This is a genomic window from Sphingobacterium sp. WOUb80 (genome assembly GCF_050058145.1).
In the GTDB taxonomy this organism is placed as follows: Bacteria; Bacteroidota; Bacteroidia; order Sphingobacteriales; family Sphingobacteriaceae; genus Sphingobacterium.
The window spans coordinates 3,955,474-3,974,324 of the sequence record NZ_CP165617.1 but is presented as its reverse complement, the minus strand read 5'-3'; the positions used below and the strand labels follow the sequence as shown (position 1 = coordinate 3,974,324).

19 protein-coding genes, 1 tRNA gene and 1 pseudogene are annotated in these 18,851 nt (G+C 37.8%); 8 read left to right on the top strand and 13 right to left on the bottom strand.

The window, feature by feature from the left end:
- Nucleotides 1–38: 38 nt before the first annotated feature.
- Complete coding sequence (locus tag AB1Z56_RS16660) at nucleotides 39–332, bottom strand: Smr/MutS family protein (protein WP_309366099.1); 294 nt, start codon at nucleotides 330–332, stop codon at nucleotides 39–41.
- Nucleotides 333–377: 45 nt separating this feature from the next.
- Nucleotides 378–797, bottom strand: a complete 420-nt coding sequence (locus AB1Z56_RS16655; RefSeq protein WP_426789694.1) for a hypothetical protein — start codon at nucleotides 795–797, stop codon at nucleotides 378–380.
- A 446-nt stretch (nucleotides 798–1,243) separates the two neighbouring features.
- On the opposite strand from AB1Z56_RS16655, the gene AB1Z56_RS16650 reads away from it, so the two are divergent.
- Nucleotides 1,244–2,065, top strand: a complete 822-nt coding sequence (locus AB1Z56_RS16650) for a hypothetical protein (RefSeq protein ID WP_309366097.1) — start codon at nucleotides 1,244–1,246, stop codon at nucleotides 2,063–2,065.
- A 158-nt stretch (nucleotides 2,066–2,223) separates the two neighbouring features.
- Nucleotides 2,224–2,970: a copper homeostasis protein CutC gene (locus AB1Z56_RS16645; RefSeq protein ID WP_426789693.1), complete on the top strand. Its 747-nt coding sequence runs from the start codon at nucleotides 2,224–2,226 to the stop codon at nucleotides 2,968–2,970.
- A gap of 33 nt (nucleotides 2,971–3,003) precedes the next feature.
- Here AB1Z56_RS16645 and AB1Z56_RS16640 read toward each other — a convergent pair whose 3' ends face one another.
- Both AB1Z56_RS16640 and AB1Z56_RS16635 read right to left on the bottom strand, forming a co-directional pair.
- Entirely contained in the window at nucleotides 3,004–3,183 is a 180-nt protein-coding gene (locus AB1Z56_RS16640) for a spore protein (protein WP_077437607.1), read from the bottom strand.
- Between the two features lie 33 nt (nucleotides 3,184–3,216).
- Nucleotides 3,217–3,287 (bottom strand) — tRNA-Cys (locus tag AB1Z56_RS16635).
- 341 nt (nucleotides 3,288–3,628) lie between these two features.
- Between AB1Z56_RS16635 and AB1Z56_RS16630 the strand changes: the two genes are divergently transcribed.
- The 3 genes from AB1Z56_RS16630 (at nucleotide 3,629) to AB1Z56_RS16620 (ending at nucleotide 6,383) form a co-directional block, all read left to right on the top strand.
- Nucleotides 3,629–4,279, top strand: a complete 651-nt coding sequence (locus tag AB1Z56_RS16630) for a porin family protein (RefSeq protein ID WP_426789692.1) — start codon at nucleotides 3,629–3,631, stop codon at nucleotides 4,277–4,279.
- Nucleotides 4,280–4,395: 116 nt separating this feature from the next.
- A complete protein-coding gene (locus AB1Z56_RS16625) occupies nucleotides 4,396–5,532 on the top strand; it encodes an AI-2E family transporter (RefSeq protein ID WP_426789691.1) in 1,137 nt (378 codons plus the stop codon).
- Between the two features lie 239 nt (nucleotides 5,533–5,771).
- On the top strand, nucleotides 5,772–6,383 hold the full coding sequence (locus AB1Z56_RS16620; protein WP_426789690.1) for a porin family protein: 612 nt from the start codon (nucleotides 5,772–5,774) through the stop codon (nucleotides 6,381–6,383).
- 89 nt (nucleotides 6,384–6,472) lie between these two features.
- On the opposite strand, the gene rpsJ is transcribed toward AB1Z56_RS16620, so the two are convergent.
- The 4 genes from rpsJ to rpsL form a co-directional block, all read right to left on the bottom strand.
- On the bottom strand, nucleotides 6,473–6,778 hold the full coding sequence (rpsJ, locus tag AB1Z56_RS16615) for a 30S ribosomal protein S10 (protein ID WP_028070501.1): 306 nt from the start codon (nucleotides 6,776–6,778) through the stop codon (nucleotides 6,473–6,475).
- Between the two features lie 130 nt (nucleotides 6,779–6,908).
- The gene (fusA, locus tag AB1Z56_RS16610) at nucleotides 6,909–9,032 is read right to left on the bottom strand and encodes an elongation factor G (protein ID WP_309366091.1); all 2,124 of its coding nucleotides are present in this window, start codon (nucleotides 9,030–9,032) and stop codon (nucleotides 6,909–6,911) included.
- Between the two features lie 131 nt (nucleotides 9,033–9,163).
- Nucleotides 9,164–9,631, bottom strand: a complete 468-nt coding sequence (gene rpsG / locus AB1Z56_RS16605; protein ID WP_172396610.1) for a 30S ribosomal protein S7 — start codon at nucleotides 9,629–9,631, stop codon at nucleotides 9,164–9,166.
- Nucleotides 9,632–9,650: 19 nt separating this feature from the next.
- Nucleotides 9,651–10,064 carry a 30S ribosomal protein S12 gene (gene rpsL / locus AB1Z56_RS16600; RefSeq protein ID WP_002993550.1) on the bottom strand — a complete coding sequence of 138 codons (414 nt, stop codon included), beginning with the start codon at nucleotides 10,062–10,064 and terminating at the stop codon, nucleotides 9,651–9,653.
- A gap of 593 nt (nucleotides 10,065–10,657) precedes the next feature.
- Here rpsL and AB1Z56_RS16595 point away from each other — a divergent pair.
- Entirely contained in the window at nucleotides 10,658–11,074 is a 417-nt protein-coding gene (locus AB1Z56_RS16595; protein WP_312338354.1) for a hypothetical protein, read from the top strand.
- Between the two features lie 72 nt (nucleotides 11,075–11,146).
- Here the strand turns inward: AB1Z56_RS16595 and AB1Z56_RS16590 are convergent.
- Nucleotides 11,147–11,380: pseudogene (locus tag AB1Z56_RS16590) on the bottom strand (S1 RNA-binding domain-containing protein); the annotation flags it as partial.
- 227 nt (nucleotides 11,381–11,607) lie between these two features.
- On the opposite strand from AB1Z56_RS16590, the gene AB1Z56_RS16585 reads away from it, so the two are divergent.
- Entirely contained in the window at nucleotides 11,608–13,167 is a 1,560-nt protein-coding gene (locus tag AB1Z56_RS16585) for a hypothetical protein (protein WP_426789689.1), read from the top strand.
- A 64-nt stretch (nucleotides 13,168–13,231) separates the two neighbouring features.
- Here the strand turns inward: AB1Z56_RS16585 and rnr are convergent, their stop codons facing one another.
- The 3 genes from rnr to fsa all read right to left on the bottom strand — a co-directional run bounded on the left by rnr (nucleotide 13,232) and on the right by fsa (nucleotide 16,985).
- Nucleotides 13,232–15,364 (bottom strand): ribonuclease R, encoded by a 2,133-nt coding sequence (gene rnr, locus AB1Z56_RS16580; RefSeq protein ID WP_313268468.1) that lies wholly within the window; start codon nucleotides 15,362–15,364, stop codon nucleotides 13,232–13,234.
- 267 nt (nucleotides 15,365–15,631) lie between these two features.
- Entirely contained in the window at nucleotides 15,632–16,060 is a 429-nt protein-coding gene (locus tag AB1Z56_RS16575) for a Fur family transcriptional regulator (protein ID WP_309366089.1), read from the bottom strand.
- 265 nt (nucleotides 16,061–16,325) lie between these two features.
- Nucleotides 16,326–16,985, bottom strand: a complete 660-nt coding sequence (gene fsa / locus AB1Z56_RS16570; RefSeq protein WP_293939671.1) for a fructose-6-phosphate aldolase — start codon at nucleotides 16,983–16,985, stop codon at nucleotides 16,326–16,328.
- A gap of 181 nt (nucleotides 16,986–17,166) precedes the next feature.
- Here fsa and AB1Z56_RS16565 point away from each other — a divergent pair, with 181 nt between their 5' ends.
- On the top strand, nucleotides 17,167–18,387 hold the full coding sequence (locus AB1Z56_RS16565; protein WP_309366088.1) for an MFS transporter: 1,221 nt from the start codon (nucleotides 17,167–17,169) through the stop codon (nucleotides 18,385–18,387).
- Here AB1Z56_RS16565 and AB1Z56_RS16560 read toward each other — a convergent pair.
- Nucleotides 18,373–18,816, bottom strand: a complete 444-nt coding sequence (locus tag AB1Z56_RS16560) for a retropepsin-like aspartic protease (protein WP_333866328.1) — start codon at nucleotides 18,814–18,816, stop codon at nucleotides 18,373–18,375. The two genes, AB1Z56_RS16565 and AB1Z56_RS16560, sit on opposite strands and share 15 nt — an antisense overlap.
- Nucleotides 18,817–18,851: the final 35 nt, after the last annotated feature.

Here is an 18,851-nt window from a genome sequence, read left to right as displayed (position 1 = left end):
AACATTATACAAAGGCTATCTGAAAAAGGTAGCCTTTTTTAAATCCCTATGACAACGACTACGATATCTTCATTCTGGTAGGAAGTATAATACCGTTCAATGGAGCCATGAGTTTTGTATTCTTGCAACTCTTCAAAAACCATTTTTTTTAACATTCCTTTTCCTTTACCATGAATAAACTTTATTTCGTTCATTTCCCAATAAATAGCTGCATCTAGATTAGAACGCATAAAATCCATGGATTCTTGTAAGAGCTCCTCTGGCGAATAATCTTCCCAATCTTCAAGAAAGGTGTCGGCGTGTAAGTCAACGATAGCTGGTGGTTTGCGCATTTTTCAATATTTTACAATGCTGCAAAAGTAGAATAAAACAACGACTTAATAGGTTAAGTCGCCAACGAAATAAATCGCTTGAGCAAATTTTTCATACCATTTTTTGATAATAGCCGCAATTTCATATTCTTCCTCATCGGCATGATTGAGCATGAGTAACTCGATCGATTGAAGTAGCTGTTTGATATCTAGAAAGTAACCGTCGAAATCCCGGAACGCAGACACAGTGTCTCGAATAAGAAGCAGGGCATCGTGTCGAAGTGTAATCATATCATGACGTGAGGATATTCTGTCCAGCAACCACTCCTTTTGGAAATTAGAATCAATATGTCTGTTGCAAGCCTGATTAAAAAGCAATTCAAATTCAACAATTTGATGTTTCAGGTCATATATAGCTTTTTGGAGCTCTTCAAAAGTACTGATGATCTTTTCTTGGGTCTCCATGTTTTTTGATATAATTGCCATGATATTTTACTTAAAAATGTATGCGCTTGGTTTTTAGTTATTTAAATAAAAGCATGTAAGGTATATACAAATAGTTCAGCCGAATGTTTTACATGTCTAAAATTCGGTTATGACTTTTGTATATAAAAGAAGAGGCTGAGCTTAAAACGGAACTGAGTTTTTTCGGTTTTTGGTTCCGTTTTCAAATCGTAGTTTTTTTTGAAACCTAATTTAATTAATACTATTTAATTTTGGGTATATTTAATATGCTGTATTGTAGTCAATGCAGTGTAAATGTATTAACTATGGTCGCATCTAGTTTTGTTGAGTTCTTTAACATGAGGAGGTCATATATCCTTTTTTTAGCACTGCTGCTCTCGTACAGCTTACCTATGTGTCATGGCCAATATAAGCTGAAAGATTCTACAAAATTTATAAACGATCAGTTCCCGAGGTATCTCGGAATAATGGGGAAGATTAAATCTAGAAATTATCCCGTTGGTGGCCGTGAAGCAATCTTGCGGATATTACTGAAAGACTATTACGTGTATAGACTGGTGTCAGGAGAAGATAGTTTGGATAGGGAACGTTATCCTGCTTTATGGAATCCTCTTTCGGTACAAACATTTAAAACGCTAAATACGCGTGATATGTTTAGTTACTGTATGCTTGCACCTGAGTTTGAGATGCAAAATTGTGGTTCCTTGGGCCGGTTGAAAGGTCAACATATATTTGGAGTCTTTTATCGAAGGGACATACCGCTGGAATATTGGAGCAATAGACAGTTGGTTGCCTTGCATGGAAATAGAGATTCTGTTGTACGATATGTGGAGCAGATGTGGCCTACACTCGATTTTATTGGTGAGAACACCAAAGATTTAGTGGTTGAATTGATGATGTGGGAGTTGATACCAAAGGTGTTGGATAAGTTGGTTCTGACGCCTGCGGACAATGATCTGTATTCCCTATTGGTGCAAATAATGATGCGTCTGAAATTCAAACCTTTTGAAGATTCGGCTATTTATGAGCAATTGTATGGTGCGGCGTCTTATATAGGGAGTCGAATTGAAAGCAATGTAGAAAATCGGAATGACATCATGAAACTTGCGCGGGAATGTTTTGAAACGCTAAATGCATCACCTGACTTCCAATTGCCAACTTATATTAAACGGGAGCGTTTCTTAGATCCACCTTCTTCAAGGGATCTGTCAGATCGGACGAGCACTTCGAAAGGGCCGGATTGGAAGTGGAAAAAAGTGGATGTACCACGTTATAAGCTAAAGCTGTAGATTTTCGTCTGGAAGCAAAATTTCCAATGCTGGTAAAATATCTTTTATCTGTATTCTTTTCTATCGCTTGTACTATTTTGACCAGAGGGGGGGAGTAGGTTATTTGCTTTTTTTTTACGTTATTCGCGTAAACGAAAAATAGCTTAAAATATACTATAATGAAGGAAAAGGCAATTGGAAATTACCAATTAGAGATCTGTTCAAATTCTGTGGCCTCTGCAATTGAAGCCCAGCGAGGTGGAGCAACTCGAGTAGAGTTTTGTCAAAATTTGGAAAATGGAGGGACTACCCCTTCGTTTGGTCAGTTGCAGCTGGTGCGGGAATTGGTGAATATTGGTATTCACGTGCTTATCAGGCCACGTGGAGGCGATTTTCTTTATGCAGAGACCGAGATCTTGGAAATGATAGCTGATATTCAGATGTGTAAGGAATTGGGTATAGATGGTGTTGTAATAGGTATACTGAAGGCAGATGGTACGGTGGATAGAGAAAATACTTTGCGATTGGTGGAAGCTGCGCGTCCTATGCATGTTACCTTTCATCGCGCTTTTGATCGCGTGGAAGATCCTTTCCAAGCATTGGAGGATGTTATTGAGCTGGGGATAGATCGTATTTTGACATCTGGTCTGCAAAATTCCGCTTTAGCTGGAGCTCCATTACTCAAACAGTTGGTTCAACAAGCAAATGGCCGTGTTGTGATTATGCCTGGCGCAGGTGTAGATGCAGCTAATATAGTTCACATTTTAGAGCAAACTGGTGCGGTTGCCATACATAGTTCTGCTAAAGAATTGTGTGTGTCTAAGATGGAGTTCAATCAGAGTCAGGTCAATGGGATGGATGAAGCACAATGGATGAGCTCAAAAGAAAAAGTCCACCAAATGGTGGACCTATTAAAAAGCCTTTAAAGTAGTACTTTAAAGGCTATTAAATTCTTCTTACTATTTAGCTTCTGCAGCTAATTGATTTAAGATAGCATCGTTTTTAACGATTTGGTTGCTAGCTTTCATTTTTGATCTAGAACCTAACTCTACGTTAGTTCCTAATTTCAAGAACTGAACTTCAACACGTGAAACAGTTTTATTTCTTCTATCTTTTCTTTTTAAACGTGTAACTCCCATTTTGATAATATTTTTATTGTTTAAAATAAAACGAGGTCGGAAGCGGATTCGAACCGCTGTAGGAGGTTTTGCAGACCTCAGCCTAGCCACTCGGCCATCCGACCCTATTTTTTTCCTTTTGAAGGTCTGCAAAAATAAAACTTATAATTGGAATTAAAAAATCTTTATGATAAAACTTTTATGTTTTTAAGCATTCGTCTGAAAACCAGGTTGGTATTTTGTTGAGTGATCCTTTGAGCTTTTTGTTCGCACTGTCAATTGTCAGTAGGTACGTTGAACAAGTAGCAATTTTTTCAACCAACTGTACCTTTTAAAGGACAATCAAAAAAATGACGTAGGAGTTTTTTCTTTTGTTTTGAAGTGGAAATTAATGGCTTATGTATTTTGGAATGGATATTGCAAACTGGACTGTAATAAATCTCATACAGGAAATATATGAGAGTAAATGATAAAAGAACAAAGTAAATTAGGAAACATGAAAAAACTATTATTATCTGCAGCAATTTTATTTGGTTCATTAGGAGCTTTTGCACAAGGTGGATTGGGATACGGAATACGTGCGGGGGTAAATATTCCTAAATATTCAACAAATTTTAGTGATACAAAATCCAATACCGGATTTTTCTTAACGGGTTATTTAGATGCTCCTGTGTCGCCATATTTTTCTATTCAGCCGGGATTGTCTTTGCAGAATAAAGGTACCAAATGGGCTGCCGATCCAGCTAGTAATAATGGCGAAGGAAAAGAAAGCATTATGTCCTTGGATATTCCGGTAAATGCAGTAGCAAAATTTCCTACAGGATCAGGTAATTTCTTTATTGGCGCTGGACCTTATGTTGGATTTGGGCTGAGCGGTAAATACAAAGGGGAGGATTCTAATGGTAAATTCGAAAATGATATAAGATTTGGCAGTGGAGAAGATAAAGATTTAAAACGGACTGATTTTGGTGTGAACTTTTTGGCTGGTTACCAACTTTCTAACGGCTTCCAAATTAATGCGGGTTATGGTTTGGGACTAACGAATTTAGCTCCCGTTTCTAATAATGAATCTATTAAAAACCGTGTGTGGTCGATCGGTATCGGTTTCGGACTATAAGAAATATAAGTACTTAAACTTATTATGAGGAAAGAGTCCCTGCATTTGTGGGGACTTTTTTATTGGATTAAACTTAAGTCGTCCGAAATTGTTATTTTTATTCAAAAGATTGCTGCATGAAAAGATTTCTTCCTTTACCCTTTTATGTCAAGTTGGCCTGTGTACTCATCAGTATCATTTTACTGGGGTATTTGGCAAAAATAGGAGATACGATAGTGATTCCTATGATTTTGGGCTTATTATTCTCCCTACTACTGATTCCGCTGAGCAATTTTTTGGAGCGGAAGCTCCGGTTTCCAAGGACATTGGCTGGTATATTAAGTGTTATTTTGTTTTTTGGCGTTCTCGGGTATGGGCTTTTTCTGTTAGCCTCTCAGCTCACGCTTCTTAAAGAGGATTTTCCAGCCTTTAAACAGCAGATTATGGACGGCGTGAGCAATTTGCAGACTTGGGTGAGCCACCAATTTGGAATCCAACATAAAGATCAAATTGATTTTATTAATAAAACAGCATCGAAGTCTGTGGATTCGGGAACTTTATTCCTGGGAACAGCATTGGTTTCCCTTTCATCCATGTTTATTCTATTTGTTTTTACTTTTCTATATACATTTTTCTTGCTTATATACAGAGGGCATGTGGTTAAATTTCTCTTATTTGTCAACCGTGTTGAAGACAGGCCAATCGTTATCGATGTGGTGAAGCAGATCCAGTATGTGGTCAAAAAGTATCTTATTGGCTTACTGATCCAGATGAGTTTGGTCTCCTTATTAGTCTTTATTGTCTTGTCATTAATAGGGGTAAAATATAGTCTGCTTTTAGCGCTAATTACAGGAGTGTTTAATGTCCTACCTTATGTCGGGATCTTCTCTTCGATGCTCATCATTGCCATCCTGACTTTCGCTACATCCTCTTTTACCCATGTTGTCTTAGTTATCATAGCACTAATTATTATACATATGATCGACAGTAATTTCATCGTACCCAAGATTGTTGGTTCTAAGGTGAAAGTCAATTCCCTGTTTGCTATGCTCTCCATTATCATTGGTGAGATGGTATGGGGGATCTCGGGTATGTTTTTGGCTATACCAATCCTGGCTATCGTTAAGATTGTGATGGACCGGATCAAAGAACTTAAACCTTGGGGATTTCTGTTAGGGGAAGAAGATAGTAAGGATGAAGTATATAAGGATTTATTTGATACGTTAAACCCAGTTGAGAAGAAAATTATAGAAGAAAACGAATCAAAGGAGTAAAATTCTCAAGATTTGGGAATGCAACACTAAATGTGTCATCAAGTTAAAATTTAATCTCCAATTTAAGTCAATTACCGCATTTTATTGGGGGATATTTGGAAATTAGGTTCTAACGATATGAGTCTAATTCTATTATGTGTCTAGGTGTCTAGCAACCACAGCAGGAATGGGCAATTATTCTATGTTGTTTTCCAAGATTTTTTACACTATTTTCGTTGTATATTTAATCTATTGTTTTAATGAAAAGGAAATTACTATCAATTGCTGCAGCATTATGTTTTATTGCTGGAGCCAAAGCACAAACTTCTTATGGTATTAAGGCAGGTCTAAACTTTGCTAAATTCAAAGTAAGTGGAGGGAATTTGAGTTATACTTCAGATGCTACAACCTCCTTTTATGTTACGGGGTATGCAGATATACCAGTTGCTTCGAGTTTTAGTTTGCAACCTGGAGTTTCACTTCAAGGTAAAGGTGGAAAGGCGTCCGCAGGTGAATTTGGTTTGGAGAAAGATACTAAAGATAACTTAATGTATGTAGAAGTTCCTGTAAATCTAGTTTATTATATTCCTACAGGCGAAGCAGGAAAGTTTTTTTTGGGGGCAGGGCCTTATGCAGGATTTGGCGTTCATGTAAAGTCTAGCCAAGGAAATTTTAGTGAAAGCGGAAGTTTTGGCGATGCCGGCTTAAAAACTTTTGACGCTGGTCTAAATTTCTTGGGAGGTTACAAATTCACAAATGGATTTCTGATCAATGCAGGTTACGGATTAGGATTAACGAATATGTATAAAGATATTGAGGGAGCCACTTCTAAAAACCGCGTATTTTCAGTTGGTGTTGGCTTCCAGTTCTAATTGGAAATTTTTTGTAAACAGATCATATTCTCAAATAAAAAAAGGGCTTTTCTTACGAAAGGCCCTTCTTTTTCAGTGACTGAAATCTATCACACTTTGATTTCTACTTCAACACCTGAAGGCAATTCAAGTTTCATCAATGCGTCAACAGTTTTAGCGTTTGATGAATAGATATCCAACAATCTTTTGTAAGCACACAATTGGAATTGCTCACGTGCTTTTTTGTTAACGTGTGGTGAACGTAATACCGTATAGATTTTTTTCTCAGTAGGCAATGGAATAGGACCACTAACAACTGCACCTGTAGGTTTTACTGTTTTTACGATTTTTTCAGCTGATTTGTCAACCAAATTGTAATCGTAAGATTTCAATTTAATTCTGATTCTTTGGCTCATTTTTATTTATTTAAAATGATTGCTAATTAGAGCTATTCACAACTAGCAATCGGTGTTTACTTTTTTGATTAAAGAACAAAGAGAAAAGACGAGAGGTCCTTCTTCTTTGTTCCTTTATCTCTATTCTATATTATTCTACAGAACCTTTGATTTTACCTTTTGATTTTGCAATCACCTCTTCAGCAACGTTACGAGGAGCTTCTTCAAAGTGATCAAATTCCATTGTAGATGTTGCACGACCTGAAGTGATTGTACGTAATTGAGTTACGTAACCGAACATCTCAGAAAGTGGAACCAATGCTTTGATTACTTGTGCACCGTTACGTGAATCCAAACCTTGCATTTGACCACGACGACGGTTTAAGTCACCCATTACATCACCCATGTTTTCTTCTGGTGTTAAAACCTCTATTTTCATAATTGGTTCCATTAACACTGGAGAACATTTAGGTAATCCTTCACGGTATGCTTGACGAGCAGCTAATTCGAAAGACAATGAATCTGAATCGACAGCGTGGAATGAACCATCAATCAAACGAACTTTCATTCCTGATAATGGGAATCCTGCTAACACACCATTTTTCATTGAAGTTTCAAATCCTTTTTGAACTGAAGGGATAAATTCTTTAGGAATTTTACCACCAACGATTTCATTCACGAATTGAAGCGGTGATTTTGTTAAATCGAAATCTTCATCCGCTGGAGAAATAACAACTTTGATATCCGCGAATTTACCACGACCACCTGATTGTTTTTTGAATACCTCACGGTGCTCAGTAGTACCGTTGATAGACTCTTTGTATGATACTTGAGGAGCACCTTGGTTAACCTCAACTTTAAATTCACGTTTCAAACGGTCGATCAAGATCTCTAAGTGAAGCTCACCCATACCAGAGATAACTGTTTGACCAGTTTCTTCGTCAGTTTTTACAACGAATGTAGGATCCTCTTCAGCCAATTTACCAAGACCAATACCTAATCTATCTACGTCAGCTTGAGTTTTAGGCTCAATTGCCAAACCAATTACTGGCTCAGGGAAAGTCATAGACTCAAGAATGATAGGTGCTTTTTCGTCACAAAGTGTATCACCAGTTTTGATGTCTTTGAAACCTACAACAGCACCGATATCACCAGCCTCGATGAAAGGGATAGGGTTTTGTTTGTTCGCGTGCATTTGGAAGATACGAGAGATACGCTCTTTGTTTCCTGAACGAGTGTTCAAAACATAAGAACCAGCATCTAACTTACCAGAGTAAGCACGGATAAAACATAGACGACCTACAAATGGGTCAGTCGCAATTTTAAAACCTAAAGCTGCGAAAGGCTCGTTTACAGATGGTTTACGTGTGATTTCTTCACCAGTATCAGGGTTAGTACCTTTTACAGCCTCAATATCAAGAGGTGAAGGCAATAATTCCATTACTAGATCCAACATAGTTTGAACACCTTTGTTTTTGAAAGATGAACCACATACCATAGGAACGATCGCATTATCTAATACTGCTTTACGTAAAGCATCTAAGATTTCACGCTCGGTCAATGAATTTGGATCTTCGAAGAATTTCTCCATCAAAGTCTCATCATAACCAGCTACTGCTTCCAATAATTTCTCACGGTATTCAGCAACCTCGTCCACCATATCTGCTGGAATTGGAACTTCTGTAAAAGTCATTCCTTTATCATGCTCATTCCATACGATACCACGGTTGTTAATTAAATCAACAACTCCAGTGAACGTATCTTCAGCACCGATAGGTAATTGTAATGCTACAGCATCAGAACCTAACATTGATTTTACTTGACCAACAACTTTTAAGAAGTCAGCACCTGAACGGTCCATTTTATTAACGAAACCGATGCGAGGTACTTTGTAATTATCAGCCAATCTCCAGTTAGTCTCTGATTGAGGCTCAACACCATCAACCGCAGAGAATAAGAATACTAATCCGTCTAATACACGTAATGAACGATTTACCTCAACCGTGAAATCCACGTGTCCAGGAGTATCGATAACGTTAACTTGGTATTTATTACCACGGTATTGCCAAAAAACTGTCGTAGCAGCAGAAGTAATTGTGATACCACGCTCAGCCTCTTGCTCCATCCAGTCCATTGTTGAAGCACCTTCGTGAACCTCACCCAATTTATGGTTTACACCTGAGTAATAAAGAATACGCTCAGTTGTTGTAGTTTTACCAGCATCGATGTGGGCAGCGATACCGATATTTCTAGTGAATTTTAAATCTCTTGCCATAATATTTTTAAGCAGCGGACCTTAATGGTCTTATGTGTTTAAATGTAATGTTAAATAAGTACACCGACCTTGATAAAAGATTGTTTTTATCGGAGGTCGGTGTAATCATATTTTTTTGAATGTCTTCAAAATTAGAATCTGAAGTGTGAGAACGCTTTGTTAGCTTCCGCCATTTTGTGCGTATCTTCTTTCTTCTTAACAGCAGCACCTTCACCTTTAGAAGCTGAAATGATTTCTCCTGCTAATTTTTCGAACATTGTTTTTTCACCACGTTTACGAGCGTATGAAATTAACCATTTCATACCCAAAGCGATTTTACGATCTGGACGAACTTCCATAGGAACTTGGAAGTTAGCACCACCAACACGGCGTGATTTAACCTCAACAGCAGGCATAACGTTGTTCAAAGCTTTTTTCCAAGCTTCTAGTCCGCTTTCTTGTGTTTTTTGTTCTACTAATTCTACTGCATCGTAAAAAATATCATAAGCGATAGATTTTTTACCATCTACCATCATGTTATTTACGAAACGTGTTACCTGAACGTCATTAAACTTTGGATCAGGTAAAATGATTCTCTTTTTCGGTTTTGACTTTCTCATTTTTCTTTCCTCCGTTTAATTATTTCTTTTTACCTTTTGCTGGAGCTGCAGCTGCTTGTCCTGGTTTAGGACGCTTAGTTCCGTATTTAGAACGACGTTGGTTACGACCTGCTACACCTGAAGTATCTAATGCACCGCGGATGATGTGGTAACGTACACCTGGTAAATCCTTAACACGACCACCACGGATCAATACAATCGAGTGCTCTTGTAAGTTGTGACCTTCTCCAGGGATGTAAGCGTTGACCTCTTTACCGTTTGTTAAACGTACACGAGCTACTTTACGCATTGCTGAGTTTGGTTTTTTAGGGGTAGTAGTATATACACGTGTACATACACCTCTTCGCTGTGGACATGAGTCCAACGCTGGTGACTTACTCTTATCAACCAGAGCTACTCTACCTTTTCTAACTAATTGTTGAATAGTAGGCATTTACCTGTTTTTGTTTATAAATTTTATACCTAAATTATTTTAAGTTCGCAAAGATACTGATTCCCTTTTGAATATGAAATAGTTAGTGTATAAAATTTAGATTATTTTTTGATAAGCCCTTGTCTTTTTTTCTTATACTGTCACTCCGTTTGCGTCGTGGTAAAAGAGACGCTCCATATCTTTCTTGATTTACGGCGCCTGGGCGTTAGATCAATTTATTTAAGATGATTTATCCTATTTGCGCAGGAGCCTAATATTTTTCTAGGGAATAATACCTATAGCCCCCCTGGTGGACCGTGAGATGTTGTTGAATTGAATAGTTGAGGTATAGCGGCTGGTTATGTACACAAATAGGGACGGTCGTAGGATGGCCGGACGGCCGCTCGCTGTGTGAGAAGATGTTTTTAACCTTATCTACTGTAAGCTGTTCTTTCTCTGCGTAATATTCTTTAAAAACCGTCTTTTGCCTGAAATTTATCTTCTACTGGTTTCTGAGTATATTGCTTGCTTTGCATGTTTTTGCGTTCTGTTTGGCAAAGCGTTTGTTAAAAACGTATAAATATTTAATAGAAACAAATTAATGTATTCAAGTTATGAAAATCAAAATGAAATTAATGTATGCGGTGGTATTGGCCTTGGTAACCTTCGCTTTTGTTGGATGTTCAAAGGATAAAGATGAACCTATTCAAACCGGCGGAAGCATTGATGCAGCTATAGGTACATATAAAGGTAAAATTAAGATTATTGGTGGTGCCGAAGTCTTCAATCAAATATTGGTAGTTAGCAAGGTTAGCGATAATAAAGTTAAAGTTAGCGCGCAAAATGCCGATCTAAAGCTTCCTGTAAGAGAGATCCAGGTTTCCAATAACTATAATATCTCGATTCAAGCTCTTCCAAATGAGCCTCAAGGTCAATTTATCTTCACCTTTGAAAATAAAGGCCTAACTTTTTTGGCGGAAAGAACGGAAGCAGGACAGTTGGAATATTCTTTTGATGGAACGAAACAATAGCTTCTTCTACATATTCACTAAAAAGCCCGAATCCGTATACGGATTCGGGCTTTTTAGTGAATTGGATTTATATTATGAAAGCAACGTAAAATCAATCTGCCGTTTATCCAGATCCACTTTCTTTACGCGGATCTGAACCTCATCACCCAATTGGAATTTCTTTTTCTTCCGCTGGCCAATGATCACATAGTTCTTCTCATCAAGCACGTAAAAGTCATCCGTGATATCCCGCAGCCTGACCATACCTTCACATTTGTTTTCTTCAATCTCCACATACATACCCCATTTGATTACACTAGAAACAATAGCAGCCTATCCTGTACTGATATGATCCTCTGGAGATGCTTTTTATTTTTATTAAATCCCTACATTGTACTTTTACGAGTGCTAAATTTCTTATAATGAGATGTATTGTGATTGATATACTGGTTTTTGAGTATTTTCTTGTTTTATTTTTCTTATTGAAAGGTGTTTGATATTTTAGGTATAATGTTTTTATTGTAAAGAATTAATTGAAATTTTAGAATTAAATTATGAAAAGAAAATTTATTGAAATCACTATGTTTTCGATGTGTTTATTGTCTTGTGCGAAAGACGACGTAAAATTTCAGAAGGATAATCCGATGAAAAATTTTACTAATGAAAATGTGGCAAAAGAAAAATTTGCTATTATTTTATCAAAGGCGGTTAGTTCAAATCAGTCAATGAGAAACTTTATTCAAGAAGAAGCGCTTAAAATGGTGGATAATGATTACGATGTGTTCTATCCATTTATAAAGGATGAAATTTTGGATAATAATTTGAGTTTTCGGGATAACTTATTAAAAGTTACAGATCAAGAAACATTAAGTAGGATTGAAAGTCAATTACCTTTGCTAACGATTTACGTACCTACTCTCCCTAGTGGTTTTTCTCCTGAAACCTGGAGTTCTAAGGATGAAATTCCTGCTGTGGTAGCAGAAGGGAATTATAAAAATAATGAACTTGAGTTTTTTGAGAATGGTGAGGAGAAAATAAAGATAAAGGCAGATTATATACCGGGATTTCCAACTTTGGTTGTAAAAAATAGTGAGAGGATCAAGATAAAAGACAGGTCGTTGTTAGCTAACGGCTCAATGGGAGATCAAAACCCTAAAAGTAAGTATCAATTTATATCTGGTAGTTTTGATAATAAAGAAGGTGATAGTCGAGTAATGAAAGCTTCAAGTAAGAAAAACGGTGATATTTCAAAAAAAGCGGGTTCTACTTCATTAGCTGGTGTTGCCTGGGGAGAACGTAAGACTGCGTTAGAACTGAATCTACGTCAGGTTTGGGATGGAGGATTGGTGGATGCTACAGCAGCATTTTCTTTTCTGCCAGGCGATCAATGGCAAAGAGATTTTATTTACTATGGTCTTACACCAACAGAGACACAAGGGAAGTTCAGGGGAGGGAGGCATAAAGAATTCATACACTATCTTTCGATTTCTGAATCTGGATTTAATTTGATGACAAATACAAATTCTGATCCAGATGATCCGATTTTGAGTCGTTCAAAAGCTGGTTCTCCTAACTTTTGGTCAGATGGCTACTTTGAATTGAGATTTGATGTTCTGTCGAATGCGAAAGATGGTATAGGTGAGCGTTTTACAGATATCAAATCTATAAAACCACAAGATTTATTTGATATAGAATATGGTGTCGTAGGAGGTTCAGCCTATTATATAAAAAAAATAATTCCAAAGTTTGCCAAAGTAGATATTCCCTTGCAAGAATGGGATTTAGAGAATTTAAGTTATGGCTGGAAAATTTCTGTATCAGAACTTGATCAAGCGAGCACATCTACTGTTAGCACAACAAATACTTCTAAATTTGCAACAAATTTTGGTCTTGATAAAACAAAAAATGGACTAAAATTCGGTGCTTCTGCAGAAATAAGCTCTTCAAAAACACATACATATACTGTACAGAACTCAACGGATGAACTAGGCGATGTTTTAGTGTATTTCGGAGATAAAATTATACTCCAAGATGGAATGAACGCAAGTTTTATATTTAACACTGTATATAACTCGAATATTTCGTTGTTAGTTGCACCTAAAAAAATAAATTAGACTTATTTTAAATTTTGTCCTTACTCAATAAAAAATCCGGAACATTTGTTCCGGATTTTTTGCTTTAACTAAGCAACGTAAAATCAATCTGTCTTTTATCCAAATCTACTTTCTTCACGCGGATTTGAACCTCATCACCCAGCTGGAATTTCTTTTTCTTCCGCTGGCCAATGATCGCATAATTTTTCTCGTCAAGTACGTAAAAGTCATCCGTGATATCGCGCAGCCTGACCATGCCTTCACATTTGTTTTCCTCAATCTCCACATACATACCCCATTCGGTAACACCCGAGACAATACCCGTATATTCGGTACCAATCTGATCCTGCAAGTATTCTGCCTGTTTGTATTTGATTGATGCACGTTCGGCCTCAGCCGCTTTTTTCTCCATTTGGGAAGAATGTTCGGCCATTTTCTCGTAATGCTCCGCATTGATCTTGGTACCGCCCTCCAGATAGAATTGTAAAAGACGGTGTACCATCACATCGGGATAACGACGGATAGGAGAGGTGAAATGGGTGTAATAATCAAATGCAAGTCCATAGTGACTTGTCTTCTTTGTCGTATAGATCGCTTTGGCCATCGAACGTACCGCAAGTGAGGTCAACATATTTTGCTCTTTGCTACCTTCTATCTTTGTCATCAGCGCATTTAAAGATTTAGCAGTTTCTTTATCTGTTTTGATGGTCAATTTATGGCCAAACCGTGCTGCAAATTGGGAGAAGGTTGTTAGCGTCTCCGGATTAGGTACATCGTGAAAACGATACACAAATGTTAGCTTGTTTTTACCACGGCCTTGTTTGCCAATAAACTCGGCAACTTTACGGTTCGCCAATAGCATAAAATCTTCAATCAGTTTATGTGCATCCTTACGGACTTTGGTATATACGCCCGTGGGTTTGCCATTTTCATCCAACGTGAATTTTACCTCTTCACTTTCAAAAGCTATGGCACCATTTTTAAACTTACGCTCCCGCAGAATATAAGCCAGTTCATTTAATTTTAAGATCTCTGCACTGAAATCTCCCGATTTTGTTTCGATTACCTCCTGCGCTTCTTCATAACTGAAACGGCGGTCCGAATGGATAATCGTGCGGCCGAACCATTGATGGTGCACATTGGCTTTTTCGTCCAATTCAAAAACAGCCGAAAAACAAAGTTTATCTTCATGCGGACGCAACGAACAGACACCATTAGAAAGACGCTCCGGAAGCATGGGAATAACACGGTCTACCAAATAGACGGATGTTCCACGGTTGAAAGCTTCTTTGTCTAGCTCTGTATCAGGAACAACAAAATGCGAAACATCCGCAATGTGAACACCAATTTCATAGTTGCCATTTTCCAATTTTTGAAAGGAGATGGCATCATCGAAATCTTTTGCATCCGCCGGGTCAATGGTAAAGGTTGTAACCTCTCTAAAGTCACGTCTTTTGGCGATTTCTTCCTTACTTATCTTTTCGGAAATCTTATTGGCCTCATCTTCTACTTTTTTCGGGAATTCCAATGGAAAACCATAGTCGGCCAAAATGGCGTTCATCTCGGTGTTGTTTTCACCTTTGGTACCCAAAACATGTTTCACTGTTCCGACAGGATTTTTGCTTCCGCTCGGCCAGTCGATAATCGAGACCACGACCTTTTCTTTATCCTTGGCTCCATTCAGATTGTCTAAGGGAATAAAAATGTCGTGTAGCATCTTGCGGTCATCCGCAATAAAAAATGCAAAATTATTGGAGATGCTGATCGTTCCTGTAAAATCGGTCTTGGCCCTTTGCAGGATTTCGACGACTTCACCCTCTTTTTTGCGGCCGCCTTTTCTTTTCTCGAAGGTATGAACCTTGACAATATCACCATGGAGTGCTTGTCTCAGTTTGCGTGGAGCGATATAAATATCGTTTTCAAATTCATCGTCAGGAATCACGTAGGCAGAGCCATCGGCAGTCATATCTACCTTTCCTGTGACATAAACTTTAAGTTGCTTCAAATTAAATTTGCCTCGATCGACCTCAATAAAAAGCCCGTTTCTTACATTATCATGTAAAATGTCGGCTATAGCGACTTTGGAGTCGTTATCTGTAAGGTTCAATTTAGACGAAACTTGTTTATAGTTGAGAGGCTTGTTGCCTGATTTCTCGAAGATATCGATGATCAGTTGTGTTAAGACCTCTTTATATGGATTCTCTTTTCTTGTTTTCATCCAATTATTTTTTCTTATTTATTATTTATTTATCTGTATCGATCTGCGACAGCCCCTGTGATATCTTTAACTGGTTACGATATGGATGTCGAAAAACCAGTCTTTATCATAGAGCATGACCGTGCTGAACATCAAGATCGATGTTTATACAAGGTACGAAAAAAAACAGCATCTGGCACGACGATAACGAGCTAAACGGAGCATCTTCCGATAGCCAATGTATAGACAGTTCAGCCGAAAAATAGTTTTGGATTCGTACAGCCTGATTTATTTTTTGCAATGATTGCACACGCCAAGTGCATTTACAGCGATGGCTTCAAGACTAAAGCCTTCTGGAATCGATACTTTTGGTAAGGTCATATCTTCCAGACAGTATACAGAATTGCATACCCGGCAAATAAAATGTACGTGCTGATCATGATGATCATGTTCCGAACAGTTTGTAGAACACATGGCATACGTTGCTGTGCCATGTAGATCAAAGATTTTATGGATAATCCCTTTCTCTTCAAAACTGGCCAATACGCGATATAATGTGACACGGTCAATGTCCTTGCCCAGTAATTTTTCCAGTTCAGGCTGTGAAATAGCCGAATCTTTCCTCGAAATAATTTCAAGAACCCTTAACCGTGGTTGGGTAACCTTTAAACTATTTCGTTTGAGAATTTCTGGATATACAGTGTTGGAATCTTCCATGGGTTTCTTTCGTTAAGCCTTAGATCAAATACAAACTAAGAGAAATTTACTTTTATTTGCAAGTTTAAAAAACTGCCGGCGAATTTATTCATCGCATTTTCCCTTTAAACATATACGTATCGAACAGATACGATTTGATGCAATACGCAAATATGCTTTTGATAATACAAAAATACGGAATCTATTAAAATTAAGAAAACCGATAAGTTTAAGATTCATGTCATCTTACTTATCGGTTTTCAATCTATATGGAAATAGAGAGATCTTATTTGCCAGCAGCTTTAGCGTGATCCGCTAAGAACGTCGCTAGACCGCTATCTGTTAGTGGGTGTTTTAATAAAGATAGGATCGCTGACAATGGGCCTGTCATAACATCCGCACCGATTTTAGCACATCCTAAAATGTGTGCACTGTGACGTACAGAAGCTGCTAAAATTTGTGTAGGATAGTTGTAGTTATCATAGATTAAACGAATATCTTCGATCAACGCTAGTCCATCTGTAGAGATATCATCCAAACGACCGATAAAAGGAGATACATAGGTTGCCCCAGCTTTAGCAGCCAATAGTGCTTGACCAGCTGTAAATACCAATGTACAATTTGTTTTAATACCTTTTTTGCTGAAATATTTAATTGCTTTTACGCCATCTTTGATCATAGGGACTTTTACAACAATCTTGCTGTCAAGAGCTGCTAACGCTTCTCCTTCTTTGATCATTTCCTCATAAGTTGTAGAAATAACTTCAGCACTGACATCGCCATCAACGATTGCACAGATCGCTTTATAATGGTTGATTACGTTTTCATCACCGCTAATACCTTCTTTAGCCATTAAACTTGGATTGGTTGTTACCCCGTCTAATACGCCTAAGTCTTGGGCTTCTTTGATTTGCTCTAGGTTCGCTGTGTCAATAAAAAATTTCATTGTATATGTTATTGAATGATAATAATTTGATTATTCAAATGTTCAAAATAATGATGCAAAGTTATTGATTATATTTCAGTATTGAAGCATTGATTTTCACCTATTGTATCTTTATTTTAGCAAAAAAGAATCTCTTCTCCTAATTTTTTGTTATACTTTTAATATAGTATTATCTTTACGTATGCAGGTTTTTCGTTCCCTTCATTATAGAAATTTCCGTTTACATGTTATAGGACAAGCAATTTCCCTTATGGGGACTTGGATGCAGCGTATAGCCATCAGTTGGTTAGTCTATGAATTGACCGGATCTGTGTTTTGGCTTGGTTTTGTTCAGTTTATCTCCTTGTTGCCTTCTTTGGTCCTGTCTCCTTTTATCGGCAGTTTTGTCGATAAGCACAAAAAGTATAAATTGGTTCTGATGACCCAAATTGGTTTGATGATACAGGCTGGGATTTTGACCTTGGTCGTTTATCTGAAATGGGAGAGTGTCTTATGGCTTTCCATTTTAGGTCTTATACAAGGGGTTATTAATTCCTTCGATGTTTTGGGACGTCAATCGCTGATGATGTACTTGGTTGGGGACCGTAAAGATCTGCCGAATGCCATAGCGCTGAATTCAACAATTTTCAATGGTGCCCGAATGTTGGGGCCCGCCATAGGAGGAATTTTACTGAGTACATACGGTGAACTCGTTTGTTTTGCACTGAACTTTATCAGTTTTGTTCCAGTCATTATTACATTATTGATGATGAAGGTCGACGAAACACATGTTCAGCTGAGTAAAGGGAGCAATTGGGAAGGTTTGGTCGAAGGTTTCCGTTACCTCAAACGGTCCCCACATATCTCCTCTCTCATTATGATCATGACCTTCTCCAGTTTGATTGTTATTCCTTATACTTCGTTGCTGCCCGCTATAGCAAAAGAAATGTTTCATGGCGATGAGCGTACGTTCTCCTGGTTTGAAAGTGCAGCCGGATTAGGCGCAATGATCGGTGCATTTAATATGGCCCGTTTAAAATCGGGAACCAATTTGCGTTATCAGGTAATGGGGGCTGCAGCCCTTATGGGAATAGCGCTGCTGTTTTTGGCGCATTCGAGCATGCTTGAAATGGCACTTGTCTATGTGATGCTGGTATCTTTTGCCATGATGATGCAAAACTCCAGTATCAATACCTATATTCAGACGCATGCCATACCGATCTATCGCGCTCGCGCTATCTCTTATTACGTGATGGCATTTCAGGGGATTTTCCCCATTGGTACATTGATGATCGGCTCCTTAGCTAGTTACTGTGGGCTTCGAATGACACTATACGTCATGGGTGGATTGGGCATTTTGATCGCAATAGTTTATTATGGTTATCTCCGGCTCCACATCCACAAACGCCTATTTAAGTTTTAATTTTCGGGTTCTTAATTTTAATGTACGTTTGGCATAATCAATAACGGCACCATAATCGGCAAAAATATCTCCACCTAATACCCCGATTACAGGATCTAGATCCATCTGTTGATAGGCATAGTTGATTGAGCTTAAATCCAGCACCGCAGTATTCAATTTTTTTATCTGCCATTCGCCTATTTTCAGACTGGGAATTTTCATATTAAAACTCTCCATCGAATTGGTCCCAAGTCCTGTCGATAATGTTTCAGAAGGCTCAAGCTGTAATTGGTCTTCCAAAAGATGGCCCAATTGTGTTTTATCAAATACAGTTTTAGAAGCCCCGGTATCAACCACCATCTTAAACGAACGACTATATATTTCTACATCGACTAAGATATGTGTGCCTTGGCCTTGCAAATCCAATAATTGAAATGGTACTGTTGTCATATATCCAAACATACCCAAAAATTCCCTTAAAAAAG